27 protein-coding genes are annotated in these 23,594 nt (G+C 43.4%); 4 read left to right on the top strand and 23 right to left on the bottom strand.

Going from position 1 to position 23,594, the window contains the following annotated elements:
• Nucleotides 1-45: 45 nt before the first annotated feature.
• The 8 genes from dnaK to gpr all read right to left on the bottom strand — a co-directional run bounded on the left by dnaK (nucleotide 46) and on the right by gpr (nucleotide 9,545).
• Nucleotides 46-1,881, bottom strand: a complete 1,836-nt coding sequence (gene dnaK, locus M1D65_RS12535) for a molecular chaperone DnaK (RefSeq protein WP_014477380.1) — start codon at nucleotides 1,879-1,881, stop codon at nucleotides 46-48.
• Nucleotides 1,882-1,904: 23 nt separating this feature from the next.
• Nucleotides 1,905-2,468 (bottom strand): nucleotide exchange factor GrpE, encoded by a 564-nt coding sequence (gene grpE, locus M1D65_RS12540; RefSeq protein ID WP_049141197.1) that lies wholly within the window; start codon nucleotides 2,466-2,468, stop codon nucleotides 1,905-1,907.
• A 71-nt stretch (nucleotides 2,469-2,539) separates the two neighbouring features.
• Nucleotides 2,540-3,571 (bottom strand): heat-inducible transcriptional repressor HrcA, encoded by a 1,032-nt coding sequence (gene hrcA, locus M1D65_RS12545; RefSeq protein ID WP_003246126.1) that lies wholly within the window; start codon nucleotides 3,569-3,571, stop codon nucleotides 2,540-2,542.
• Between the two features lie 80 nt (nucleotides 3,572-3,651).
• The gene (hemW, locus tag M1D65_RS12550) at nucleotides 3,652-4,791 is read right to left on the bottom strand and encodes a radical SAM family heme chaperone HemW (RefSeq protein WP_049141196.1); all 1,140 of its coding nucleotides are present in this window, start codon (nucleotides 4,789-4,791) and stop codon (nucleotides 3,652-3,654) included.
• A 52-nt stretch (nucleotides 4,792-4,843) separates the two neighbouring features.
• Complete coding sequence (gene lepA, locus M1D65_RS12555; RefSeq protein ID WP_003229999.1) at nucleotides 4,844-6,682, bottom strand: translation elongation factor 4; 1,839 nt, start codon at nucleotides 6,680-6,682, stop codon at nucleotides 4,844-4,846.
• Nucleotides 6,683-6,815: 133 nt separating this feature from the next.
• Nucleotides 6,816-7,154: a YqxA family protein gene (locus M1D65_RS12560; RefSeq protein WP_124048123.1), complete on the bottom strand. Its 339-nt coding sequence runs from the start codon at nucleotides 7,152-7,154 to the stop codon at nucleotides 6,816-6,818.
• A 16-nt stretch (nucleotides 7,155-7,170) separates the two neighbouring features.
• Nucleotides 7,171-8,376, bottom strand: a complete 1,206-nt coding sequence (spoIIP, locus tag M1D65_RS12565; RefSeq protein ID WP_014477383.1) for a spore autolysin SpoIIP — start codon at nucleotides 8,374-8,376, stop codon at nucleotides 7,171-7,173.
• Between the two features lie 62 nt (nucleotides 8,377-8,438).
• Nucleotides 8,439-9,545 (bottom strand): GPR endopeptidase, encoded by a 1,107-nt coding sequence (gene gpr, locus M1D65_RS12570; protein ID WP_014480309.1) that lies wholly within the window; start codon nucleotides 9,543-9,545, stop codon nucleotides 8,439-8,441.
• A 203-nt stretch (nucleotides 9,546-9,748) separates the two neighbouring features.
• Between gpr and rpsT the strand changes: the two genes are divergently transcribed.
• Entirely contained in the window at nucleotides 9,749-10,015 is a 267-nt protein-coding gene (rpsT, locus tag M1D65_RS12575; RefSeq protein WP_003229989.1) for a 30S ribosomal protein S20, read from the top strand.
• A 14-nt stretch (nucleotides 10,016-10,029) separates the two neighbouring features.
• Here rpsT and holA read toward each other — a convergent pair whose 3' ends face one another.
• Both holA and M1D65_RS12585 read right to left on the bottom strand, forming a co-directional pair.
• Complete coding sequence (gene holA / locus M1D65_RS12580; RefSeq protein WP_029317888.1) at nucleotides 10,030-11,073, bottom strand: DNA polymerase III subunit delta; 1,044 nt, start codon at nucleotides 11,071-11,073, stop codon at nucleotides 10,030-10,032.
• 39 nt (nucleotides 11,074-11,112) lie between these two features.
• Nucleotides 11,113-11,226 (bottom strand): hypothetical protein, encoded by a 114-nt coding sequence (locus M1D65_RS12585; protein ID WP_122060479.1) that lies wholly within the window; start codon nucleotides 11,224-11,226, stop codon nucleotides 11,113-11,115.
• 76 nt (nucleotides 11,227-11,302) lie between these two features.
• On the opposite strand from M1D65_RS12585, the gene M1D65_RS12590 reads away from it, so the two are divergent.
• A complete protein-coding gene (locus M1D65_RS12590; RefSeq protein ID WP_003229983.1) occupies nucleotides 11,303-11,437 on the top strand; it encodes a YqzM family protein in 135 nt (44 codons plus the stop codon).
• A 40-nt stretch (nucleotides 11,438-11,477) separates the two neighbouring features.
• On the opposite strand, the gene M1D65_RS12595 is transcribed toward M1D65_RS12590, so the two are convergent.
• The 3 genes from M1D65_RS12595 to comEA form a co-directional block, all read right to left on the bottom strand.
• Nucleotides 11,478-13,808: a DNA internalization-related competence protein ComEC/Rec2 gene (locus M1D65_RS12595; RefSeq protein WP_103804087.1), complete on the bottom strand. Its 2,331-nt coding sequence runs from the start codon at nucleotides 13,806-13,808 to the stop codon at nucleotides 11,478-11,480.
• Between the two features lie 3 nt (nucleotides 13,809-13,811).
• Entirely contained in the window at nucleotides 13,812-14,381 is a 570-nt protein-coding gene (locus tag M1D65_RS12600) for a ComE operon protein 2 (protein ID WP_003229978.1), read from the bottom strand.
• Nucleotides 14,382-14,447: 66 nt separating this feature from the next.
• Nucleotides 14,448-15,065 (bottom strand): competence protein ComEA, encoded by a 618-nt coding sequence (comEA, locus tag M1D65_RS12605; protein WP_103804084.1) that lies wholly within the window; start codon nucleotides 15,063-15,065, stop codon nucleotides 14,448-14,450.
• A gap of 83 nt (nucleotides 15,066-15,148) precedes the next feature.
• Here comEA and comER point away from each other — a divergent pair, with 83 nt between their 5' ends.
• Nucleotides 15,149-15,970, top strand: coding sequence for a late competence protein ComER (comER, locus tag M1D65_RS12610; RefSeq protein WP_032726195.1), 822 nt, complete (start codon nucleotides 15,149-15,151; stop codon nucleotides 15,968-15,970).
• Nucleotides 15,971-16,035: 65 nt separating this feature from the next.
• On the opposite strand, the gene M1D65_RS12615 is transcribed toward comER, so the two are convergent.
• The 8 genes from M1D65_RS12615 to M1D65_RS12650 are packed head-to-tail and all read right to left on the bottom strand — an operon-like array spanning nucleotide 16,036 to nucleotide 21,047.
• Entirely contained in the window at nucleotides 16,036-16,779 is a 744-nt protein-coding gene (locus tag M1D65_RS12615; RefSeq protein ID WP_032726197.1) for a class I SAM-dependent DNA methyltransferase, read from the bottom strand.
• On the bottom strand, nucleotides 16,776-17,132 hold the full coding sequence (gene rsfS, locus M1D65_RS12620) for a ribosome silencing factor (RefSeq protein ID WP_014477391.1): 357 nt from the start codon (nucleotides 17,130-17,132) through the stop codon (nucleotides 16,776-16,778). The genes M1D65_RS12615 and rsfS overlap by 4 nt, the downstream gene beginning before the upstream one ends.
• Before the next feature lie 17 nt (nucleotides 17,133-17,149).
• The gene (gene yqeK, locus M1D65_RS12625; RefSeq protein WP_014480316.1) at nucleotides 17,150-17,710 is read right to left on the bottom strand and encodes a bis(5'-nucleosyl)-tetraphosphatase (symmetrical) YqeK; all 561 of its coding nucleotides are present in this window, start codon (nucleotides 17,708-17,710) and stop codon (nucleotides 17,150-17,152) included.
• Nucleotides 17,700-18,269, bottom strand: a complete 570-nt coding sequence (locus tag M1D65_RS12630) for a nicotinate-nucleotide adenylyltransferase (RefSeq protein WP_004398676.1) — start codon at nucleotides 18,267-18,269, stop codon at nucleotides 17,700-17,702. Before M1D65_RS12630 ends, yqeK begins: the two co-directional genes overlap by 11 nt.
• An 11-nt stretch (nucleotides 18,270-18,280) precedes the next feature.
• On the bottom strand, nucleotides 18,281-18,571 hold the full coding sequence (gene yhbY, locus M1D65_RS12635; RefSeq protein ID WP_003226133.1) for a ribosome assembly RNA-binding protein YhbY: 291 nt from the start codon (nucleotides 18,569-18,571) through the stop codon (nucleotides 18,281-18,283).
• The gene (gene aroE / locus M1D65_RS12640) at nucleotides 18,565-19,407 is read right to left on the bottom strand and encodes a shikimate dehydrogenase (RefSeq protein WP_041850031.1); all 843 of its coding nucleotides are present in this window, start codon (nucleotides 19,405-19,407) and stop codon (nucleotides 18,565-18,567) included. Before aroE ends, yhbY begins: the two co-directional genes overlap by 7 nt.
• 17 nt (nucleotides 19,408-19,424) lie before the next feature.
• Nucleotides 19,425-20,525 (bottom strand): ribosome biogenesis GTPase YqeH, encoded by a 1,101-nt coding sequence (yqeH, locus tag M1D65_RS12645; RefSeq protein WP_003229966.1) that lies wholly within the window; start codon nucleotides 20,523-20,525, stop codon nucleotides 19,425-19,427.
• Between the two features lie 3 nt (nucleotides 20,526-20,528).
• Complete coding sequence (locus M1D65_RS12650) at nucleotides 20,529-21,047, bottom strand: YqeG family HAD IIIA-type phosphatase (RefSeq protein ID WP_003226126.1); 519 nt, start codon at nucleotides 21,045-21,047, stop codon at nucleotides 20,529-20,531.
• 361 nt (nucleotides 21,048-21,408) lie between these two features.
• On the opposite strand from M1D65_RS12650, the gene sda reads away from it, so the two are divergent.
• A complete protein-coding gene (gene sda / locus M1D65_RS12655) occupies nucleotides 21,409-21,549 on the top strand; it encodes a sporulation histidine kinase inhibitor Sda (protein ID WP_003226124.1) in 141 nt (46 codons plus the stop codon).
• 305 nt (nucleotides 21,550-21,854) lie between these two features.
• Here the strand turns inward: sda and M1D65_RS12660 are convergent, their stop codons facing one another.
• Nucleotides 21,855-22,586, bottom strand: coding sequence for an SGNH/GDSL hydrolase family protein (locus tag M1D65_RS12660; protein WP_003229964.1), 732 nt, complete (start codon nucleotides 22,584-22,586; stop codon nucleotides 21,855-21,857).
• A 251-nt stretch (nucleotides 22,587-22,837) separates the two neighbouring features.
• Complete coding sequence (cwlH, locus tag M1D65_RS12665) at nucleotides 22,838-23,590, bottom strand: N-acetylmuramoyl-L-alanine amidase CwlH (RefSeq protein WP_103804081.1); 753 nt, start codon at nucleotides 23,588-23,590, stop codon at nucleotides 22,838-22,840.
• Nucleotides 23,591-23,594: the final 4 nt, after the last annotated feature.

The raw sequence follows: 23,594 nt of genomic DNA on the forward strand, positions 1-23,594 counted from the left end.
TTCTTTTCGGTCAGCTCCGGAAGCGGGGCTGACACTAAAAAGAACTTATTTTTTGTTTTGGTCGTCGTTTACTTCTTCGTATTCAGCGTCGACAACGTTGTCATCCGCTTTGCCTTCAGCGTTTGCTCCGCCTTGAGCTTGCTGTGCTTTAGCAGCTTCTTCATAAAGCTTCATAGAAAGCTCTTGAACGATTGTTTGAAGCTCATCTTTTTTCGCTTTGATCTCTTCAAATTCGTTTTTCTCAATTGCTGCTTTTAAAGCGTCTTTGGCATCGTTGGCTTTTTTCACTTGTTCTTCATCCACTTTGCCTTCAAGATCTTTTAATGTTTTCTCAGTTTGGAAAACAAGCTGATCTGCTTCGTTGCGGACTTCGATTTCTTCTTTTTTCTTCGCATCAGCGTCAGCATTTTCTTCCGCTTCTTTAACCATGCGTTCGATCTCTTCATCTGAAAGACCTGAAGAAGATTTAATTGTAATGTTTTGTTCTTTCCCTGTGCCTAAGTCTTTTGCTCTTACGTTTACGATACCGTTTTTGTCAATATCGAAAGAAACTTCGATTTGAGGCACGCCGCGCGGTGCTGGCGGGATATCAGTAAGCTGGAAGCGGCCGAGGGTTTTGTTGTCGGCAGACATTGGGCGCTCACCTTGTAGAACATGGATATCAACAGCTGTTTGGTTATCAGCAGCAGTTGAGAACACTTGAGATTTGCTTGTCGGGATCGTCGTGTTGCGGTCGATCAGTTTTGTAAACACGCCGCCCATTGTTTCGATACCGAGAGAAAGCGGTGTAACGTCAAGAAGAACAACATCTTTTACGTCACCTGTGATAACGCCGCCCTGAATCGCAGCACCAAGCGCTACAACTTCATCCGGGTTTACGCCTTTATGCGCTTCTTTTCCAGTTTCTTTTTTGATTGCTTCTTGTACGGCAGGGATACGAGTTGATCCGCCGACAAGGATGACTTTGTCGATTTCGCTTGCAGAAAGTCCTGCATCTTGAAGCGCTTGACGGACAGGACCCATTGTGCGCTCTACTAAATGAGAAGAAAGCTCTTCGAATTTAGCGCGAGTTAATGTAAGTTCAAGGTGAAGCGGTCCTGCTTCTCCAGCTGTGATAAACGGTAAAGAAATTTGCGTAGAAGATACGCCGGAAAGATCTTTTTTCGCTTTTTCAGCTGCGTCTTTCAAACGCTGAAGCGCCATTTTGTCTTTTGATAAATCAATGCCGTTTTCTTTTTTGAATTCAGACACAAGATGATCGATGATAACTTGGTCAAAATCGTCCCCGCCCAGACGGTTGTCGCCGGCAGTTGAACGAACTTCGAATACACCGTCGCCAAGCTCAAGGATGGAAACGTCGAATGTACCGCCGCCAAGGTCGTATACTAGGATCGTTTGATCTTCATCTGTTTTATCAAGTCCGTATGCAAGCGCTGCTGCAGTTGGCTCGTTGATGATACGTTCTACTTCAAGACCTGCAATTTTACCAGCGTCTTTTGTTGCTTGACGCTCAGCATCGTTAAAGTATGCAGGAACTGTGATAACTGCTTTTGATACTGTTTCGCCAAGATAGCTTTCAGCGTATGATTTAAGGTGTTGAAGGATGATAGCAGACACTTCTTGTGGAGTGTAATCCTTTCCTTCAATTTCAACTTTATAATCAGTACCCATATGACGTTTGACTGACATAATTGTGTTAGGGTTTGTAATAGATTGGCGTTTAGCCACTTCCCCTACTTGACGTTCGCCGTTTTTAAACGCAACAACTGATGGCGTTGTGCGGTTTCCTTCAGCGTTAGCAATAACTTTAGGCTCGCCGCCTTCAAGCACTGCCACACATGAGTTTGTTGTTCCTAAGTCGATTCCGATAACTTTACTCACTTGAATAACCTCCTGCTATGTAATTATTGATTCACTTTGACCATGGAAGGGCGAATGACGCGATCCTTCAGCTTATAGCCTTTTTGCATTTCCTCAACAACAATGTTGGAGCCGTAGTTTTCGTCTTCAGCCTGCATAACAGCTTGGTGCAGATTAGGATCAAATTCCTGCCCTACAGCTTCGATGGCTTCGACGCCTTCTTTTTTCAAGGCTTCTATGAGCTGACGGTGGACCATTTCCATTCCCTGGAGCAAACTTTTCGTCTGTTCATTGTCGGCTTCAACCTGAAGCGCTCGTTCAAAGCTGTCAAGAGCCGGCAGCAAATCAGTCACGATATTTTGAGAACGGTATTTTTGGGACGCTTCCATCTCTAAACGGCTGCGTCGTTTATAGTTTTCAAAGTCTGCTTGAACACGCAAAAGTTTGTTTTCTTTTTCCTCAAGCAAACCTTGCAATTCGTTAATTTGGTTTTGAAGAAGTTCGCTTTCATTTGTTTCTTCCTGCTGTTCATCAGCGGCAGCTTGTTCTTCAATGATTTCTTGCTCTTCTGTTTCGTTTTGTTCAACGGTTTGTTTTTCTTCTGACATTGTGTTCACCTCCCTCAAAGTGTAAGGAGAAGGACAGGTGCTGCCCTTCGATAAAATTTGCCAAAATTCCCTTATTCATCATACAGACTTGTTAATGCTTTTGACAAGTCCGAAGTCACATGCTGAAGCAGGCTGACAACCCTGGAATAATTCATGCGGGTCGGGCCGATAATCGCAATTGAGCCGATCTGCTTCTGGTCTACGGAATAAGAAGCCGTAATCAGACTGCAATTTTCCATCTCTTCATAGTCGTTTTCTTTTCCGATTTTAATCGAAATTCCCGTGTGCGGGGATTGAACCAGCTTTAAAACATCCTGTTCTTTCTCAATTAATGAAAGCAGCGACCGAACTCGGGTGATATCATGGAACTCAGGCTGGTTCAGCATATTGATTTTCCCGCCAAAAAACAACTTTTCAACGTGATTTGTGGAATGAAAGGTTGAACGAAGCGCGTCGAGTATATTGTCATAGTTCTTAATGTGCTGTCTTAGGTACATGACAACTTCCTTAAATATGCGCTCATTCAGTTCATCCATTGGAACGCCGCTTAATCGGTCGTTCAGTATATTGACCAGTTTTTCAATATCAGACAGATCCATTTTGGTCGGAAAGTTAATCGTTTTGTTTTCCACATGCCCCGTATTGGTAACGAGAATCGCTACCGCCATATCAGGCTGAATCGGAATGATTTGAATCTGTTTAAGGTAATTCTCACTCAGCTTCGGCCCGAGTACGATGGATGTGTAATTCGTCAGATCGGACAAAATTTGCGCTGATTTTTGAACTGTCTTCTCCAGCTCGAAAATTTTCTCTTTGAAGATCGAGTGGATTTGGTCCAGGTCGCTTTTCGTCAGTTTGACAGGTGACAGCAAATGGTCAACATAGTACCGATACCCTTTTTCTGACGGAACACGTCCTGAGGATGAATGGGTTTTTTCAATAAAGCCCAATTCCTCCAAGTCAGCCATCTCGTTTCTTATTGTTGCAGAGCTAAATGTGATTTCATCTTTTTTCGAAAGAGTTCTTGACCCCACAGGCTGTGCCGATTTAATAAAATCGTTGATTATAACCTGAAGGATCAGCAGCTGACGATTTGTTAACATCATCATCACCTCTGTTAGCACTCTCAATAAGCGAGTGCTAATTCTATAACAAAAGTATCAAACCACAAGAAAAATGTCAATTATAACTCACCCAAAAAAGCGCCAAAAACTTCATTGCCTAATAATTTCCCTTGATGAGTCAAATAAACGGCAGACTCCGAATTGTGAATCAGCCCTTTTTCAGCGAGGTCTTTTAACACGCTTGGGAAAAGTCCATCCAGTGAGCGGCCGTATTTTTCTGCGAATCGTTTTTTGCTGACACCGGCTGTTTTTCTCAAACCTAAAAACATTTCTTCCTCAATCTGTTCTTCTGTTGTCACTTCATGTGTATCTCTGTACGGAAAACCCTTTTCAGCTATCAGGTCAATGTAATGCTTAACAGGTCCGACGTTCACTGTTCGTGTGCCGCCAATATATCCGTGAGCGCCGGCTCCGAAACCGAAATATTGTTCGTTGCTCCAATACGTTAGATTGTGCTTAGATTCCATGCCTGCCTTAGCAAAGTTGCTGATTTCATATTGATGAATGCCGTGAGCTTCCATCTGGCTCATCACCATTTCATACATTTCAGCTTCCTGCTCCTGCGGCGGAAGATGAAGCCGCCCTTTTTGCATCAAATTATAAAATACCGTTTTCGGTTCTACAATAAGGGAGTAAACGGAATAATGCTCGGCGTCCAATGATAAAGCAGTGTTTATGGAATGTTCCAGATGCTTGAGGGTTTGCCCCGGAAGCCCGAACATTAGATCAAGACTGATATTCTCAAAACCAATTTCCCGCGCTCTTTCAAAAGAGGTGAATACATCTTTTTGCTTGTGCACTCGGCCGATTTTTTCTAACAGATCGTCTTCGAACGTTTGCACACCAAAGCTGAGGCGATTTACGCCTGCTTCTTTTAATATTTTTAATTTCTCTGCGGACAAGTCGTCCGGATTCGCTTCAACCGCAAATTCCGATAAGTTGCTTGAGGGCTTCAGCACGCGGTTGATCATGTCCATCAGCTTTTTAAGCTGTTCCTCAGACAGGGAGGTCGGCGTGCCTCCTCCGATAAAGATTGTTTTGAGATCAGGCTGCCCGGTTTTTGCTATTGTATTTATCATTTCCTGTTCGAGTGCGTTTAAATACTCGTCGACTGGCTGACTTTGAATAAAATATTTATTGAAATCGCAGTAGTGGCAAATATGCTCACAAAATGGGATATGGATATAAGCTGATTTCAAATGGATCACCTTCTTTACAGAAAGAAGCCGCAGTACAAGACTGCGGCGGCTTCTATTGTTTTTTCGGACTGTCGTCCATTTTCAGAACTGCCATAAATGCTTCTTGCGGCACTTCAACTGAGCCGACCTGCTTCATACGGCGTTTTCCTTCTTTTTGTTTTTCAAGAAGTTTCCGTTTACGCGAGATGTCCCCTCCGTAACATTTAGCCAATACGTTTTTACGCATTGCTTTTATGGTGGAGCGGGCCACGATTTTCTGGCCGATTGCGGCTTGTACCGGAACTTCAAACTGCTGGCGCGGAATGAGTTCTTTCAGTTTTTCAACGATCACTTTTCCGCGTTCATATGCGTAATCACGATGCACGATAAAGGAAAGGGCATCGATTTTTTCACCATTCAGCATAATGTCCATTTTCACAAGCTTGGACGGTTTGTAGCCGATCAGTTCATAATCAAAGGACGCATAGCCTTTAGTGCTTGATTTCAGCTGATCAAAAAACTCATATACGATTTCCGCTAATGGCATATCATAAATGATGCTGACACGGTTTGCGTCTAAATACTGCATATCAATAAAATTGCCGCGTTTTCCTTGGCAAAGCTCCATTACAGCGCCGACATAGTCATTCGGCACCATCATCGTCGCTTTTACGTATGGCTCCTCAACCCTTTCGATCTTTTGAGGATCCGGCATGTTGGATGGGTTGTCGACAACGACCTTTTCGCCGTCTGTCATATACACGTCATAGATAACGCTTGGCGCTGTTGTAATCAGGTCGATGTTGAACTCACGCTCAATTCGCTCCTGAATGATCTCCATGTGAAGCATGCCTAAAAATCCGCAGCGGAACCCGAATCCAAGCGCTTGCGAAGTTTCCGCTTCATATTGAAGGGAGGAATCATTCAGCTCAAGCTTTTCAAGAGCTTCCCTTAAATCATTATACTTCGCTGTATCAATCGGATACAAACCACAGTACACCATCGGGTTTAGCTTGCGGTATCCCGGCAGCGCTTCTTCTGCAGGATTGGCAGCGCTCGTTATTGTATCACCGACACGTGTGTCACCGACATTTTTGATTGAGGCAGTCAGGAAGCCTACATCACCGACCGTCAGTTCATTTGTCGGAGTTGCTTTCGGCGTGAACACGCCCACCTCTGTTACTTCGAATTCTTTGCCGGTTGCCATCATTTTGATTTTTTGTCCCGGCTTTACCGTTCCTTCAACGACTCTGATATAAGCCACGACACCGCGGTAGGCGTCATAAAGCGAGTCGAAGATCAGCGCTTTGAGCGGCGCCTCCGGATCTCCGGTCGGAGCTGGCACCTTTTCTACGATTTGTTCTAAAATCTCCTCAATCCCGATACCGGCTTTTGCTGAAGCAAGCACGGCTTCTGATGCGTCAAGGCCGATAACGTCTTCTACCTCTTGGCGCACACGTTCGGGCTCGGCGCTCGGAAGGTCGATTTTATTGATGACCGGAAGGATTTCAAGATCGTTGTCAAGCGCTAAGTAGACATTGGCGAGCGTCTGCGCTTCAATCCCCTGGGCTGCATCCACGACAAGAATCGCTCCCTCGCAGGCAGCAAGGCTTCGGGATACTTCATACGTGAAGTCGACGTGTCCCGGCGTATCGATTAGATGAAAGATATATTCTTCTCCGTCTTTTGCTTTATATTTAAGCTGAACAGAGTTTAATTTAATGGTTATGCCCCGCTCACGTTCAAGATCCATAGAATCGAGCAATTGTTCTTTCATTTCTCGTTGAGTGATTGCCGACGTTTTTTCTAAAATTCGATCCGCTAAGGTCGATTTTCCGTGGTCAATATGGGCAATGATAGAGAAATTCCGTATTCTCGATTGCCTCTCTAAACGCTTTTCTTTATCTGTCACAATCTATCACTCCTACTATTAAACGCAAAATACACTAGCTTAGATTATATCAATAGGATTGTAAAGATTCAATGTAAAACAAGAAAGAGAAAAGTTCCCTATCATATCTGGGCTGCTTTTCTCTTTCACGTACTTATTGATTCATATCCCGTATCCATTCATACATTGACTGGGCAGTATTGGTTACGGTGTTCGAAAGTACTTGTCCGGCTTTTGAAAACATATTGAATGTCTCCACCTTTTCCAGCTCTTTTTGTTTTTCTTCTAAATCTTTTGCCGTGACTGTTTCTCCTAGGATTGAGGCTTCTTTTTCATTATCTTTTCCGTCGGTGAGCGTAAACGCCCCCTTCAGTGAAGGGTCATGATAGCCTTTCATACTCAGCATCCCGTTGTTTGCCTGCTGCATGCCGAACAGAACGCCTAAAAACATGATCGTGACAAGCAGTAAGCACTTTCCAAAGTATGCAATCAAATCAACCACCTATTTCTTATTGTTTTTTCGTCTCCCCGCTCGCTGCGTTGACCTTTTCAGCATCCCAGTACATTTCGCTGAATACGTCCGCGGCCGCGTTAGCCGCACGCTGCAGCTCTTCGAGATTATTATCTACTCCGCCAAACTCGAGCAAAAGCGCTCTATCGGTTAAATCCTGATTGTAAACACCATTATCGCCTGGCGAGCCTTTGGAAAAGACACCTGTGCTAAGTCCGGGGTATTTTTTCTCCATCAGTTTATGAAGCTCACTCGCAATTTTATAGTTTTCTTCGAAGTTTTTGCTTTTTTTCCCGACGACAAAGGCTACCCTGGCATAGCTTTTTCCTTTAATCGTTGCGGTTGTGTCTTTTTTGCGCCGTGAGTCTCTGTGGATGTCAATGATATATTGCAGATTTTTGTTTGAAGCGAGGGCGTCTTTCACGACCGGCCTTGATTCATCATAGGACCTGGCATAGTTTAAGCCTTTTTTATTCAATTTTGACTGTATATCGGTTTTATTCACTGTGGCTCCGATTCCCTGGGATTCAAGCGCTTGTCCGAACATATCTCCTACAAGCGTGACATTGGCTTTAGAATGGCGCGCCATGTCAGGATCGGTCTCGCCTTTTAATAGAGGGAGATATGATTCGGTATTGTGCGTGTGATAGATAAACACGACCTTTTTATCTCCTGTTGTTTGTTTGGGCGGATCTTTTTGCGCATTATCTGATTGCGTTTGCTGTTTTTCAATCTCTGCCAAATTCGCTTCCCTTTCTTCCTCCATCACCTTAGACGGCGGCGGCGATTCCGCAGGCATATTCGTATAATCGGTTCCTTGTCCAGCTAACAAAATCTCGGTATCAAATTGTGCAAACCCTGGCAGCTCCCGACCGAGAAAGCTCCGCGGATCTTCGAGGTTAATGCTCGTCGCCAGCTTTAAAGAAAGACGAGAAAGATGAAATGAGCTGTCGGTTTGAGAGAGGTCAGAAGCGAAATAATGGTTTTCCATCCGCAGCAAATGTGCAAATACGTCACCCGGCAATTCTTCAGCAATCCCATAAAAAGAGTCAGACGACGGCCTAAGTTCCGGCCGGAGAGACGTCAGCACACCGGATAGAACAAAAATCACGATAAGGCTTACGATAAATAGAAAGATGGCTTTTACCGCTTTCCCTCCATTTACCGCAACAACAATCTGTCTGTTTCTGCGTTTATTTCTCATTGAATCCCTCCAGCGCTTGTCTAGTAATTACTCTATGAACAAGCTAGAGGAAGTAGAACTGTTTAGTGATTGTAGGAGCCTTTGTTTTCTTGTGACACTTTTTCATGAAGCGCTGTGTTTAGTCCGTTTGCTAAAACATTTGCCATATCGTCGATAAATGAATCGACTTCCTTCGGCGTAACCATTAAGTTGTGCCCTAAAGGCGAAAGCACCTCGTGAATGAGCTGCCGTTTTTCATCTTCTTGAAGGGTTCCGACAATCCCTAGGAACGATTGGCGCTGCTTTTGATCGGGAAGATCTTCTTCAGTGAGCACTTTCTTTTTCCCAAACGTCATGCCTGCCGGAACAAGCGATCTTGATGGCCTGTTATCCTTCATTTCTCTGCCAAAATGTTTTAATATGTAGTCCACCGTGTCGCTGGCAATTGTCACGGCATCAACTACTGTCGGAACACCGATAGCAATCACCGGAACACCAAGCGTGTCTTTGCTTAAATCTTTTCGTTTATTCCCCACTCCAGATCCCGGGTGAATGCCTGTATCCGATATTTGAATGGTTGTGTTGACCCTTTCCACCGCCCGCGCCGCCAACGCATCAATGGCTATGACAAAATCAGGCTTCGATTGCTCAATCACACCTTTAATAATGTCACTTGTTTCGATTCCTGTTATCCCCATTACACCCGGTGCAAATGCACTGACAGGCCTGTAACCCTCCTGTACGTTTTCCGGCTGAAGCTTAAACAAGTGCCTTGTTACCAACAGATTTTCTACTGCCATCGGTCCAAGCGCATCAGGTGTCACGTTCCAGTTGCCGAGCCCAACGATCAAACAGCTCGCATCTTTTGAGATATTAAGGTTTTCAAGAAAAGCTGAGAATTCCTCCGCAAAGACAGCAGAGACCTTCTCCTGCATTTCCGAATCATTCTCCCTGATTCCCTGTGCTTCAAGCGTTAAATAGCGCCCTTCTTTTTTTCCCGAAAGCTCTGCGCCTTCCTTTGTAACATCAACTGTGCGGATTTTAATGCCGCCGTGATCACGCTCTTTTTCAATAAAGCCTTTAATTTCTTTTGTCGGCACAGCCTGCTGATTGGCCATTGCTTCCTTCGTTTCCACTGCCAAATCGGTCCGTATCAAATACTGATTCACATCCAGCTCACTCTTTTTCATACAGGGGCCTCCTTCACATTAAGTACCTATATTGTTGCCATTTGCTGAATGAATCATGCTAAAAAGAGAACCTTCAATGAAAAATACTTTACATTTATATTGCAATCTAAAGGTGTGTTTGATAGAATACAATTTGTTCTATTGTGAAGAAGATTTAACCTTAAGACACTGTGCTACAGGTTGTATCTTAGGAGGTGAAACACATGCCAAACATTAAATCAGCGATTAAACGTACAAAAACAAACAACGAACGCCGCGTTCATAACGCGACAATCAAATCTGCTATGCGTACTGCAATCAAACAAGTTGAAGCTTCTGTTGCCAACAACGAAGCTGACAAAGCGAAAACTGCTCTTACTGAAGCAGCTAAACGTATTGATAAAGCAGTGAAAACAGGTCTTGTACACAAAAATACCGCAGCTCGATACAAATCAAGACTAGCGAAAAAAGTGAACGGACTTTCTGCATAATATAAAAACGATCCTCAATAATGGGGATCGTTTTTTTCATTTCTTTTTAACAGCTGTAAAAGGAACAGTTCGAGCAGAAGCTGCTTGTCCTTTTTTCCGGTTTTCATCTCATAGTCCATGACGGCAAGCTGTTCAATAATTGAACGGAGCTCCTCCTCTGAAAAAAGCCTTGCTTGATCCATCGCCAGCTTTACCCGAAATGGGTGAACTTTTAGATTAGAAGCGATTTGTTTTTGTCCGTATCCCTGTTCCGCGAAGTACTTTGTCTGCAGAATCAGCCGGAACTGGTTCGAAATAAGCGCCATAATTTTGATCGGTTCTTCATTTTGTTTAAGCAAATCATAAAAAATTTGCAGACTCTCAGTTCGTTTTCGGTTGACGATTTTATTGATCAGCTCAAAAATATTTTGTTCAAGGCTTCTAGCAACAAGCATTTTCACATCATCCAGCGTAATTTCTTCACGATCTCCAATAAACGTGCAGAGCTTTTGAATCTCCTGAAAAATCGATGACAGATGCCCGTTCACAAGCAGAACCAAATGCTCCGCCGCTTCCGTGCCGATTGTTTTCTGCTCTGTTTTTGCAAGGTTGACAGTAAAGTCTGTCGTTTCCTTTGCGTTTAATTCCTTCGCCTCCATCATAAACGCGTGCTTCTTTAACGCTTTCGTCAGCTTTTTCCGCTCATCAAGCTTTTCATACGGAGCAAGCAGGACAAAGACTGTGTAAGGCGCAGGTGATTGTATATATGATTCAAGCGCACTGACGTTGTGCTCAATTTTTTCTTTTTTCTTTTCACCTGTTAAAAAATATGGATTTTTCACAATGACAAGACGCCGCTCTCCCATAAACGGAAACGTTTCAGCATCTGCAATCGCTTGATCCAGCGGGTCCTCTTCCAGATCAAAAACGGATAGATTGAAATCCTTTGTCTCCTGATCAACGACCGTCTGTCTGATCCTGCTGACGGTTTCTTGCAGCAGATATGTCTCTTTTCCGTATAAGCAATAAACCGGATGGACATCTCCTTTTTTTAGGCTTTTCCACACATCAAATACCATTGTTGTACGACTTCCTCTCTTTCATCATCCCCCTCTATCCTAAATTGAGTTTGCAAAATAGTAAAGAGGAAGCCTGACTGCTGCTTCCCCATTTATATTAAACGCCTGTTCGCAAGCCCCCGGGACAGCTTGTAAAAAGGCGATAATCACCAGAACAGAAAACGTTACCTAAGCTTCTAGATTTTTCAAAACGATTCGATTATACTTAAATCAGTCAGGAGGGATAAAGTTGAATGATTTTGAAAAAAACGTTCAAAGCAAACGAAATGATGCTGTAGATTCAGCTGTTGGTTTTGTTGTGTCCTTCGGATTTTTCGCCTTCTTGTTTGTCATGGCAACGGTTATTCACCTAGTTGGTTCATAACAGCGACTGCCCGGGCTGCTGATTTCTCGGCAGTCTTTTTTTAGTTCGTCTCTGTTATATCTGATGTATCATATGGAGGATAGACAGAAAAGGTTCCAACTCTGTTTTTATATCTATATTGGATCGTTCCGTTTTGGTCTGTTCGCAGCACGCGGATAGAATGTCTCTGTAATAGTTGCAGAACTTCTTGATGAGGATGATGGTACCGATTGTTTTTCCCGGCTGAGATAATGGCCGTTTTCGGCTGAAGCTGTTGGATGAATTCTTCACCGGTAGAGCCTTTGCTCCCATGGTGCCCCACCTTTAACACATCTGCTTTTATATTCGGAAACACGTTCATCACCTCTTGTTCCCCTTCTTTCTCCAGATCACCCGTCAAGATCCAGCTCATACCGCCCGTCTCCATCCAAAGAACGAGAGATGAATTATTTTTGCTTGCCGGATCAGGTGCTTCCGGTGACAGTACATGGAACTGCAAATCCTTTATTTGCAACACATCGCCTCGCTTCACCTCTTCAATTGCCACTCCCTCTTCCCTGGCTGCCTGCAGCACTTTCTCATCTTTAGGTTCAGAAACGAACCCTTTCGGAATCACGAGGCGCTTTACTTTATGATGCTTCAGCAGAATCTCCGCCTCTCCGATATGATCTTGGTCAGCGTGCGTCAGAATTAAAGCGTCAAGCTGCTTGATTCCCTTAGCAGTTAAAAACGGAATCAGCACCTTTTCCCCCAGTGAAAACGGATGCTGTTTTTCGCGCCAAGGCTCTGACGAGTAAGACAAAGTGCCGCCGGTATCAATTAAGACACGACCCCGCTGATGCGGAGCACCTACAAACATGCTGTCACCCTGTCCAATATCTATCATATCCACTTCTCCTTCGGAACTAAGACACGGATATATAAAGAGCAGAAACATCACCGTGCAGCAAATGCCTCCGGTTACCATCAACTGCGACAAGGAGCGTTTTTCAATCGCCATAAGCAATAGGATGATCGTGACCGTGAATAAAAAAAGCAAAACAGGTGCAGGATGTGCGATCATAATCGTGAACACTTCAACGTCTGCAATGTTTGTGATTAGCCTATTGGTCCAGCTTATCAATAAATCAAACCAGCTGAAAAACAATCTCCCAAACGAAACGGAAAGACTTAATAGAAGAACACCTGCTACAGCTCCCGGCAAAATACAGAAGGTATAAAATGGTACCATCAACATATTCATCGGTACGCTGATGATAGAAAACTGATGAAAATGATATAGGAGAATCGGAAGCGAGCCCAGCTGAGCGATGAGTGATACAATTGTCAGCTGCCCCAAGGAGGTTTTAACCTGATGAAAAATAGAAGAGGATAGAATTAAAGAAAAACTGACGGCGAACGATAGCTGAAAACCGGCTTCAAAGAGATGATAAGGATTGAAGAGCAGAAGGACGATGTATGAAAGACAAATTGCAGTTGCAGAGTGGACACGCCATTTGACAAGGCTTCCAGCTAAGTAAACACCCGCCATGAGAGCAGCGCGTAGCACTGAAGGAGCAGCGCCGGTCAACATCACATAGAGCGGCAGAAATAACAGCAACAGAATTGACGCCTTTTCTCTAGTTATACCAAGGCGAATCATGATATAAAACAAACCTGCTGTCAAAATCCCCACGTGGAGTCCTGATATTGCCAAGAGATGGACAACACCAAGCTTTTGATACGCGGTAAGCACTTCATCCTCCACATAAAATCTGTCACCAACTGTAAGTGCCTGTACAATCCCTGCCGAATCAGGAGGCAGAAGGCTGTTTGTGAATGATATGATATGTTTTCTCAAACTGAGCACCTTGTACTTGAAATTTTCAGGTTCGCTGCAGTTTTGGATAGACGTGACAGAGTAGTTCCAATGAATATGCTGCCGATAGAGATACTCGTTATAATCAAATGCACCCGGCACAGTTGCGTGTTTCGGTTCTTCCAATGTACCAGTCAATTCACATGACATTCCTGGTTCTATGTATAACAGCTGTTCTTTTTCACCAGCAGACTGAATGCGATACGCGGCAGCCCATTTTTCCTTATCAGGTGTCTCAACCATCATAGACATACGGTCGCCGTCAATTTTGGGAATAGTGTCAATCACTGCCTTGAATTGATAAGTTCCCTGCCGATAGGAAGAGACATTCTGAGAATCTGTGACTGCATACAGTACAAAAAACAATATAAAAGAGAAGAAACAAACAATAATAAGAAAAGCGTGCCTCGTTTTGATTAAAATGATGAGGAGAAGGAGGATGAAAAGAAAAATAGCGGGGAAATAAGCGGCGGCAGTAATTCCAACCGTTGCCGAAGCTGCCGCCATAGGCAATAACAAACGCGAATTACGCATTCATCACACGTAGCTCGTGAAAAGTGTATTCGCCTGTTCATGTATCTTTTTCAATTCTTCCTCCGCTAAACCGGCATCGGCCAATTTCCCTATAAGACCCGCTACAAATGAAAGCTTTTCTCTGTTTTTCAGATCAACGATCATTTCATCGAGTTCAACCTGTTCAACAGTTACACCCGCCTGTTCAAATAATTCCTGCGCATACGGATGTGTTTTGTAATCCTCAGCATAATAAACCGTTTTGATACCAGCTTGAATAATAGATTTGCAGCATTGAATGCACGGATAATGCGTCACATAAATCTCCGCTCCATCAGTCGGCACCCCAAACTTAGAGCATTGAAGAATCGCATTCATTTCAGCGTGAATGGTTCTTGCGCAATGATCATCTATCATTAAGCATCCTTCATCTGCACAATGTACGCCGCCCGCGATTGACCCGTTGTAGCCTCCTGCTATCATGCGTTTGTCTCTGACTATAGTAGCGCCGACAGATAATCTCGGACATGTGCTGCGCAGCGCCAATAAATGGCTTTGAGCCATAAAGTATTGATTCCATGAAATTCGTTCCACGTTGTTCCCTCCAAATGTTGTGTTGCCTGACCTTTAGTTTACCTATCATAATGCATGACCGTCAAATCACTTTACTGTAATGGAAGACTTTATTTTCTCAAATGACTTTTCACCTATTCCTGAAACCTTAGTGATTTCTTCAATTGTTTGGAAACGCCCGTTTTCTTCCCGGTATGCAATAATAGCTTCAGCTTTGGATGGCCCCACCCCTGAGATGCCTTGTAACTCCTCTAAGGTTGCTGTATTGATATTCACCAGCGCTCCCTTCCCTCCAACGCTTTGGACAGACCCTCCGCCACCTTGCTGCACTGCTGTTTCCTCTCCCTTTTTCGGGATGTACACCACTGTCCCGTCCTGCAGAATCTCCGCCAAATTTACTTGCGCTTCGTCTGCTTGTTCTTTGGTCCCGCCTGCTTTCTCAATTGCCTGAGATACTCTGTCCCCTGTACGCATTTCATAAACGCCTGGATGCTGAACAGCACCTTTGATGTCTATCACAATTGTTTCGCTTGACTCGTCGTTGTTTGCTTCCTGCTTTACCACTGTATTTTCTGCCTCTGTTGGTACAGCTTGCTTCACCGGCTCTTTATTTTTCCCTGTGGCCAGAAAGATCATAATCGCTGTGAAAACAGCCGCAGAAGCCGCTAAAACAATTGCTTTCTTATGCTGATTCAACCAATTCATCGTGCATGTTCCCCGCTTTCGTCATATTTTATTTTCATAACACATATGGTTTAGAGGATAATAGCTCAAAGGAGGGGAAACCATTGAAGATAGGCTTTATCGGCACAGGAAATATGGGTACGATCCTTATCGAATCATTTATTGAATCAAAAGCGGCCGATCCCTCAAACATGACAATCACAAACCGCACAATTGAAAAAGCGTTGCACATAAAAAACCGCTACAACAGCATCAACGTTACCGAAAGCCTCGAAAAGCTCGTTTCTGAAAATGAGATGATTTTTATTTGTGTTAAGCCGCTGGATATATATCCTTTACTGGCAAGAGCGCTACCTTATTTAAGAAAAGATCATATTCTCATTTCAATTACAAGCCCCGTTCAAACCGAACAGCTCGAACAATATGTGCCGTGTCAAGTGGCGCGAGTGATCCCAAGTATTACGAACAGAGCGCTGGCAGGTGTTTCTCTCGTCACGTTCGGCACAAGCTGCGGCGAATCTGCAAAAACGAAAATCAATGAGCTGATGCAGCATATCTCTCATCCGCTGCAAATTGAAAGTGACATCACAAGGGTTGCATCAGACATCGTAAGCTGCGGCCCCGCTTTTATGAGCTATCTGATTCAGCGGTTTATAGATGCAGCTGTCACGGAAACATCAGTATCTAAACAGGACGCGATTTTGATGTGTAAGGAAATGCTTGTCGGAATGGGAAAACTGTTAGAAACCGAATTGTATACCCTGCCTGCATTACAGGAAAAGGTTTGCGTTAAAGGCGGTGTAACAGGAGAAGGCATTAAAGCGCTGGAAAGCGGTGTGCAGGATATGTTTCACCGGGTATTTCAAAATACTCATATGAAGTACGAGGAGGATATTTCTGCAGTGAAAAAGCAGTTTCATGTGTAGACGAGTATGTCATACTTTCGTCTGTACTGCAAAAGCATAAAAAAGCATTTTAAAAAACCATCGTTTTAAGAAACGATGGTTTTTGATTTCTGCGCCTTGAAAAAGAGGCGTTCTGATTGTGCTGATGGCTCGGTATCCGTAAAATCAGCTGTCACGCGATGGAGCTGAAAGCCGCAGTTCTTAAGCATTTCTTCGTATTCTTCCACCGGGAACGTTCTTTGCTCGTGTGTCTCATCAAAACGATCATACGCTTCTCCGTTCCACACAAAAAACGACATATCATGAATGACAGAAAGCTCGTCACTTCCGGCAAAGCTCTGCCAAATATAGCTGATATCTTCGTCCTGGTCAGCAAATGTGCTATCCGGAAAGACTTCCGCAATTTTAAAAGATGAATGAACATCAAACAGCAGAATGCCTTCAGGCTTTAATACCCGAAAAACACTGTTAAAGGTTTCGATCACATCATTTTTTGTTTTTAAATAATTTAATGAGTCACAGCATATCACAACAGCGTCAAACTGACCGTCAAAGCCGGTAATCTCTCTCATATCCTGCTGAAGAAATAAAATAGGCTGGCTACTCGATACCTTTTGCTGGGCGAAAGAAAGCATCTCTTCGCTGAGATCGATGCCTGTAACCTCGAAGCCTTTTTCGGCAAGCCGGATGGAGATTTCCCCCGTGCCGCATGCCAGATCGAGAATACGGCCTTTTTCCGGGAGAGATGCTTCAATCCATTTTGTCCATTGATCGTAAGGCGCGTGTGACATTAACTCGTCATACACGCTTGCAAAGCCTTGATAAATCATTGATTCATTCCAAAGTCAAGATCTGCGAGCGGAGCGTCTCCCCACAGCTTTTCAAGGTTGTAGTAGCTTCTTTCATCCTTGTGGAAGACATGGACAATTACATCGCCTAGATCAACGAGAACCCATCTTGCTTCATCAAAGCCTTCCATCTTTTTGACTTGAATGCCGTTTTCATCAGCTTGATCCTTGATTTCACGGGCAATCGCCTGTACCTGTTTATCTGAATTTCCGTGGCAGATCAGAAAATAATCAGCAACCAGAGAAATACCTTCCATATCCAGTGCTAAAATATCCTCTGCCCGTTTATCGTCGCAAGCCGCAGCTGCGATCTTTAAAATGGACTTTTGGTTCATTCACAAATTCCTCCTGTTCAGCTGCCAGACACAAGCCAGTTATATGTTAAAAATGTGTCTGGAAAAACCGGTTGATTTTTTTTCATAAGAAAAACCATTGTATTTTTAATGGACTGAATCAGCGCTTGATTCAAATCTGTCTCAGCAAGCTTACGCACCTCATCGACACCGGGAAATGCCCGATTTGGCTCAATGTAATCGGCAACGTAAATGACTTTTTCTAAAAGTGTCATGCCGGGGCGCCCTGAGGTATGATACCTAATGGCGTCAAGAATGTCTTCATCTTGAACCCCTGCCTCTCTTTGGACCAAATAAGCGCCGACCGGAGCGTGCCAGAGCTCCGGATTATGATCCAATAAATGCGCAGGCATTTTTTCTCGCGCAATAATTTGTTTCATTTCTTCTTTCGGGCGGAATTTGGCGTAATCATGAAAGATTGCCGCTGTTTCCGCTTTTTTAGAATCGGCTCCAAAACGCTCCGCAAGTTCGATCGCCGTGTTCATCACGCCAACCGTATGGATATATCGGTGTTCGGTCAATTGCTGCTTCACGCATGCAAGTGCCTCCTCACGATTCATATAAACCATTCTCCTCTACATACTTCTTCACTTTATCAGGGATTAAGTAGTCAGTGGGCTTCTTGCTTTTAAACCGTTCCCTTATCATAGTTGATGATACCTCAAATTCCGGAACGTCTGCAAAGAGAAGCGGATAAGGGGTTTCAACATGAAAACCGGGGCGCTTTACTCCAATAAATTGAATGAGGTTCAGCAGCTCGTCCAGCTTATACCATTTCGGCAAATATTCAATCATATCAGCGCCGATAATAAAGAACAGCTGATCATTTGGATAACGCTGCTTCAGTAAAGAAACGGTATCAAAGGTATATGACGGTCCTTCTCTTTCCATTTCAACAAGCTCCAGCTTAAAGGACGGATTAGATTGAATTGCAAGCTTTAGCATTTCCACGCGATGAAAGCTGTCGGTATAGTCTTCGTTCTGTTTATGCGGCGGAATTTGATTAGGCATAAACCAAATTTCATCAAGCCCCGCCTGGTACAGCACCTCATTCGCCATTAAGAGGTGACCATTATGCGGAGGGTCAAACGTGCCTCCGAAAATTCCGATTTTCTTCATTTCAACCACCTTTAAGGAAGCTCGATTTGTTTATTTTCCTTTGATTCCTTATATAACACAATCGTATTGCCGATTGTCTGCACCAATTGAGAGCGGCTTCCTTTTACAAGAGCTTCCGCTACATCGTTTTTATCCTCTTCGCAATTCTGAAGCACGCTGACTTTAATCAGCTCTCTCGCTTCAAGCGCCTCAGCAATTTGTTTAATCATGTTGTCGTTTACTCCGCCTTTACCTACTTGAAAAATCGGCGTTAAATGATGCGCTTTAGAACGCAAAAAACGTTTTTGTTTACCTGTTAACATTCTGTTCCTCCTAATTTTCCTATTACAATGGATCTCATTTTTTCAATATCAGGCTCTTGTCCAGTCCACAATTGGAAAGACAATGCTGCCTGTTCAACAAACATGCCCACACCGTCGAGTGTTTTCAAGCCTTTTTGGCTTGCTTCCTTTAAAAGGGCCGTCTGTATTGGATTATACACGATATCACATACGACGGCACTGCTCGCGGCACGCTGTAATGAAAGCGGCACATCGTCCACGTTCGGATACATGCCCACAGACGTTGTATGGATGATAACATCATACTGCTCAAGACGTTCTTCTGCTTCTTTTATGCTTAATACTTCTTTATTGTGAAACGAGGGAGTAGCTTCTGTAAGCCGCTTTGCTTTTTCTAACGTCCGGTTGCAAATGTCAAATTTTTTCGGGGTATTTCGGACAATTGTTGTAAAAATGGCTCTCGCCGCTCCGCCAGCGCCGATCATTAAGAATGACAGTTCAGAGATGGGCTTGTCTAATACCTTCATTAATGACTTCACGAAGCCTTCCCCATCGGTATTGTATCCGACAAGCTTATCTCCCTCTCTTCTGACCGTGTTTACGGCACCGATCACTTTTGCACTCTCATCAATATGATCCAGATAATCCATAATGGAAACCTTGTGCGGAACAGTCACATTGATTCCTTGTACGCCTAGAGCTCTTATTCCTTTTACCGCATCCTCCAGATCATTCTCTTCTACCTTGAAGGCATGATAATGTCCGTCAAGCCCGAGGTCTTTCAATGATGCGTTATGAATATCAGGTGACATAGAATGGCCAATCGGATTTCCGATAACCCCGTACAGCTTTTTCATACTCCTCTCCCCTTTTCTTAAATTAATGAACGCCGAACAAATACATGAACGCCTTTTGGCGCGTATGCAGTTACCTTTTTATCGGCGTCATGGACAGTAACCCAGCCTAACCCAGAGAAAACAATATCTGTCTTTTTGTCTTTTATCGTAAACGTATGGGCGACCAATTCCGGAAACTCATCCATTTCATCTTTACCCGGAGGTGTGAGCAATTCCCCTGCATGCTTTTCATAAAGCGCGTCTGCATTTTCAAGTTTTGTTCTATGAATCATCAGCTCATTCGGCATATAGCAAATAAAAGGAGATCTTTCCCCAGACACATAATCAAACCTTGCAAGTCCGCCAAAATACAGTGTTTGCTGATCATTAAGCTGGAATGTGCGAGGCTTCAGCTCCTTTTTAGGAGATAATATTTTCAGATCCTTTTTATTGACATAATGCGCCATTTGATGGTTGTTGATAATTCCCGGTGTATCATAAAGCGATGAACCGTCATCCAGCGGGATTTCAATCGCATCAAGGGTTGTGCCAGGAAATTGGGATGTTGTAATAATATCTTCTTCACCTGACACTTCTTTAATAATCCGGTTAATAAAGGTTGACTTTCCTACATTTGTACATCCGACAACATAGACGTCTTTTCCGTTGCGGTAATGCTCAATCGCGTCAATTACTTCTCTTATTCCCTGGCCGCGTCCCGCACTGACCAAAAATACGTCAACCGGTTTTAAGCCAAGCTCTTTCGCTTCACGCTTCATCCATTGGATCAGACGCTCTCTTTTCAGTGACTTAGGCAAAATATCCGCTTTATTGCCAACTAATAAGATAGGGTTTCCCCCCACCAAGCGCTGCAGCCCATTAATCCAGCTGCCGTTAAAATCAAAAATATCAACAATTTTTACGACAAGAGAGTCCGTTTCTCCAATACCGTGAAGAATGTTCAAAAAATCATCATCAGTTAAGGAGACATCTTGTATTTCATTATAGTTTTTCAGTCTGAAGCAACGCTGGCAAATCACATTTTCTTTCGTAAGCGATGCAGGCGGCGCGTACCCCAAACCTGTTTTGTCCTCGGTTTGGATCGTAACTCCGCACCCGATACAAACAACCTTTTCCATTTCTTACTCCTCCCACTGAATGTGCCCTTTTCGTTTGAGAGCACTCAGTATTCTGCGTTCGACCTGGCGGTTAAAGCGCGTAATGAATCCGTCAGAGGAAGCGACTGGCACGACCAAAATCGTATGGTAGCCGTTTCGGTTTCCCCCGAGTACATCGGTCAGCAGCTGGTCTCCGATGACAACGCAGTCCTCTTTTTTCAGCTCCATATTGCGCACCGCTCTATTAAAGGCTTTACCCATCGGTTTTCTTGCTTTATAGATGAATGGGATTCCAAGCGGTTCTGAGAAAAGTTTCACTCTTCTTTCGTTATTATTAGAGACAATTGTCACTTTAATGCCGTGTTCCTTCATTTCTTCAAACCACTCGATCAATCGCGGCGTCGCATTCGGTCTGTCCCATTCAACAAGCGTATTATCCAGGTCAGTAATAATCCCTTTTACATTTCGTTCCTTTAATTTCTCAGGTGTAATATGAAAAATATTTTTTACAAACTCGTCAGGTAAAAAAAACTTTTTTAACAAAACCCGCACCCTTCCCTTTTTCTATCTTTCAAAATGATTGTCGAAAAAAATCGAACTTGCGCCTAAAGAAAAACTGAGCAAAAAAATTTCGACAAAAATTGGGTTTCTTCACCAGGTGTGGATAAATTTACACACACTATCCACTCTTATTACATCACTCTTTAGACAAATTATAAACACGATACTCACAAGTTATCCACTTTTTGGTGTGGATAACAGAACGATTGTTCTTATATGCATTTCATGGTAGATTAAAGATAACTTCAACCTCAGATGAACGCAACTTATCATTGTATGCGTTAAAATCATGAATGATTCCAACTTTTAAGGAGGTGCCTCTCCCATTAATTGGGTTCCTAGCATGAGAAAACTGTCTGATGAATTACTAATAGAATCTTATTTCAAAGCCACCGAAATGAATTTAAACCGTGACTTTATCGAGTTAATTGAAAACGAAATAAAAAGAAGATCGCTCGGACATATTATTTCCGTATCTTCTTAATAGGAATTTGTCTATTTTTTCCGGGCGTATTTCCTTTTTTTACTCAGATGACTGATATTATATCACTTTGGCTGCGCGCTTTACTACTATTTTCAGCAAAAAACACCCCTAAAAAGAGGTGTTTTAAAGGGCCGGTTATTATGCTAACCAGTATATCCCGCCCACAACCAGGAGAACAACAACTAAAACAACAATAAAAGCGTATCCATATGCTCTGCCTGCGCCATACATGTGAAGCGCCTCCTTAATAAGGTTTTATAACAGCCTATGTAGGAGAAATAAATCGGACTAGGCGGTTGTCCGGCTCAACGCTGCAGGATCTGCCCATCTTGTATTCCTTCATATACGATCCTTGCCCCTTTAGGTGTCATATGATTTCCAGAAGGATCTATTAAACCAGATTGGATAAGCGCTTCATCAGTTGCTTTTCCGCCGTCTGCTTCTATAAAATGCTTCCAGTTATCTACAAGAGGGACATCCAGGCGCTTCGACACATCTCTTGTAATATCGTTATATGAGTTGTGCCATTTCCTTGCTCCGCCTTTTGGTTCAAAAGCAGCTGCTTGGTATCTGGAATAGTAAAACAGATGATGCTTCCCATTACCTTCTATAATTGGGATACACGTCATTAAGATAGGCTTGATCCCGTGTTTTCTGCTTTCTTCAATAAAATAAACCAGATTTTCTCTAAAACGCTGCTTCGACACTCTCGGTTTCCCTTCAGTCAGTATGGCAGCGTCATTGGTGCCGAACATAATAAACAAATACTTCGGTTTTTGATCCAGCACATCTGTCTGAAATCGGAGACGGGCATCCTCTGTCGTCTGTCCGCCGATTCCCGCATTGAGTATATCAAGGTTACCGCGCTCAGCTGTTTTTAATATATTGACCCACTGCTGTGCTTTTGGATAATCGCGATAATCCCAATTTGAGCCACGCGTATTACTGTCACCAAATGCTACAACGTCTTCGTATCCCCTTCCCTCGCATCCTGCTGTAACGAACAGCAGAAGGAAAAGGATGATAAAATGTTTCATCTTTACACCCCCAAAAGCCTCACTTTAATGTTATACCTCTGTTTCTCTTCGTTCAATGAAGAGTTTTTCGCTATCACTGTTTTTTCCTATAGTTAACGTGTCCCCCTCAGTGAATATCATTCTGCTTTCATTGCGGCGCAGCTGATGATTTTTTAAAATTCCCTTCTTTCCAATCTGAAAAACACACAAACCAAAGAAAAGAAAATAACCTGAATCCGCACTGGAAACAGGTTATCCGTTAAATCCTGCATTTACTTTAACTTCGATTTAAGCTTGGCCTTTGTTTTTGGCCCATAAATCCCGTCTGCAGTTAATCCGTTCATGAGTTGAAAACGCTTGACGGCATTCGCTGTTTTCGGTCCGTAAACTCCATCTATGCCATTGTTTTTGGCTCCCTTATCAGGGTAAAAGTGAAGTGCAGCTAAAGCCTTTTGCAGCTGGAGAATGTTTGTGCCCTTTCGATAAGGCGAAGTGAGCTTTATAACCCCAGACGGCAGAGGATATGATGGTGAAGTTTCTTTTGGAGGTGTATCCGAGGAAGAAATTCCGTTTAGAAAAGAGTTCCAGTGGTCCAAGAGTTTCCGCGGACATTCTTTCCCGGACCATTTTTTGTGGGGAACAACACGATTTAACGGAATATTGTTTTCCTTCATCAGCTTTCTGATCAGCCACTGGGCATTTGATGTTGCTTTTTCAAAATCGCCGTCAGCATTTTCACAGATTTCAATCCCGATCGATTTGCGGTTTCCTGTCCCGTTTGTACCGTCTCCCGCATGCCAGCCGTTTTCATCTATCGGGAGATGCTGATAAATGACTGAATCGTCAACTGTAAAATGCCAGCTTTCGGATGTGTTCGGGTTTTTCACAAACTTGGCGTGCATTTTCGCATCAGCGCCTTTGGCTGTATTCGCTGTATTATGCACCGTAATATAAGCAGGCGCCATCGCATAGCCAGGACGATTATCATTTGATACCGGTATAAAATCCTTTTTTATGGTTACCATTTCT

It is taken from the genome of Bacillus sp. JZ39 (genome assembly GCF_053903145.1).

Coding starts and splice junctions, on each gene's coding strand:
- M1D65_RS12660 (WP_003229964.1), bottom strand. CDS start 22,586: ATGAAACATTTTATCATCCTTTTCCTTCTGCTGTTCGTTACAGCAGGA.
- yhbY (WP_003226133.1), bottom strand. CDS start 18,571: ATGTTAACAGGTAAACAAAAACGTTTTTTGCGTTCTAAAGCGCATCAT.
- grpE (WP_049141197.1), bottom strand. CDS start 2,468: ATGTCAGAAGAAAAACAAACCGTTGAACAAAACGAAACAGAAGAGCAA.
- cwlH (WP_103804081.1), bottom strand. CDS start 23,590: ATGGTAACCATAAAAAAGGATTTTATACCGGTATCAAATGATAATCGT.
- aroE (WP_041850031.1), bottom strand. CDS start 19,407: ATGAAAAAGCTGTACGGGGTTATCGGAAATCCGATTGGCCATTCTATG.
- M1D65_RS12615 (WP_032726197.1), bottom strand. CDS start 16,779: ATGATTTATCAAGGCTTTGCAAGCGTGTATGACGAGTTAATGTCACAC.
- yqeH (WP_003229966.1), bottom strand. CDS start 20,525: ATGGAAAAGGTTGTTTGTATCGGGTGCGGAGTTACGATCCAAACCGAG.
- comEA (WP_103804084.1), bottom strand. CDS start 15,065: ATGAATTGGTTGAATCAGCATAAGAAAGCAATTGTTTTAGCGGCTTCT.
- M1D65_RS12595 (WP_103804087.1), bottom strand. CDS start 13,808: ATGCGTAATTCGCGTTTGTTATTGCCTATGGCGGCAGCTTCGGCAACG.
- rsfS (WP_014477391.1), bottom strand. CDS start 17,132: ATGAACCAAAAGTCCATTTTAAAGATCGCAGCTGCGGCTTGCGACGAT.
- yqeK (WP_014480316.1), bottom strand. CDS start 17,710: ATGAATCGTGAGGAGGCACTTGCATGCGTGAAGCAGCAATTGACCGAA.
- gpr (WP_014480309.1), bottom strand. CDS start 9,545: ATGAAAAAGAGTGAGCTGGATGTGAATCAGTATTTGATACGGACCGAT.
- M1D65_RS12630 (WP_004398676.1), bottom strand. CDS start 18,269: ATGAAGAAAATCGGAATTTTCGGAGGCACGTTTGACCCTCCGCATAAT.
- rpsT (WP_003229989.1), top strand. CDS start 9,749: ATGCCAAACATTAAATCAGCGATTAAACGTACAAAAACAAACAACGAA.
- spoIIP (WP_014477383.1), bottom strand. CDS start 8,376: ATGAGAAATAAACGCAGAAACAGACAGATTGTTGTTGCGGTAAATGGA.
- sda (WP_003226124.1), top strand. CDS start 21,409: ATGAGAAAACTGTCTGATGAATTACTAATAGAATCTTATTTCAAAGCC.
- hrcA (WP_003246126.1), bottom strand. CDS start 3,571: ATGTTAACAAATCGTCAGCTGCTGATCCTTCAGGTTATAATCAACGAT.
- holA (WP_029317888.1), bottom strand. CDS start 11,073: ATGGTATTTGATGTGTGGAAAAGCCTAAAAAAAGGAGATGTCCATCCG.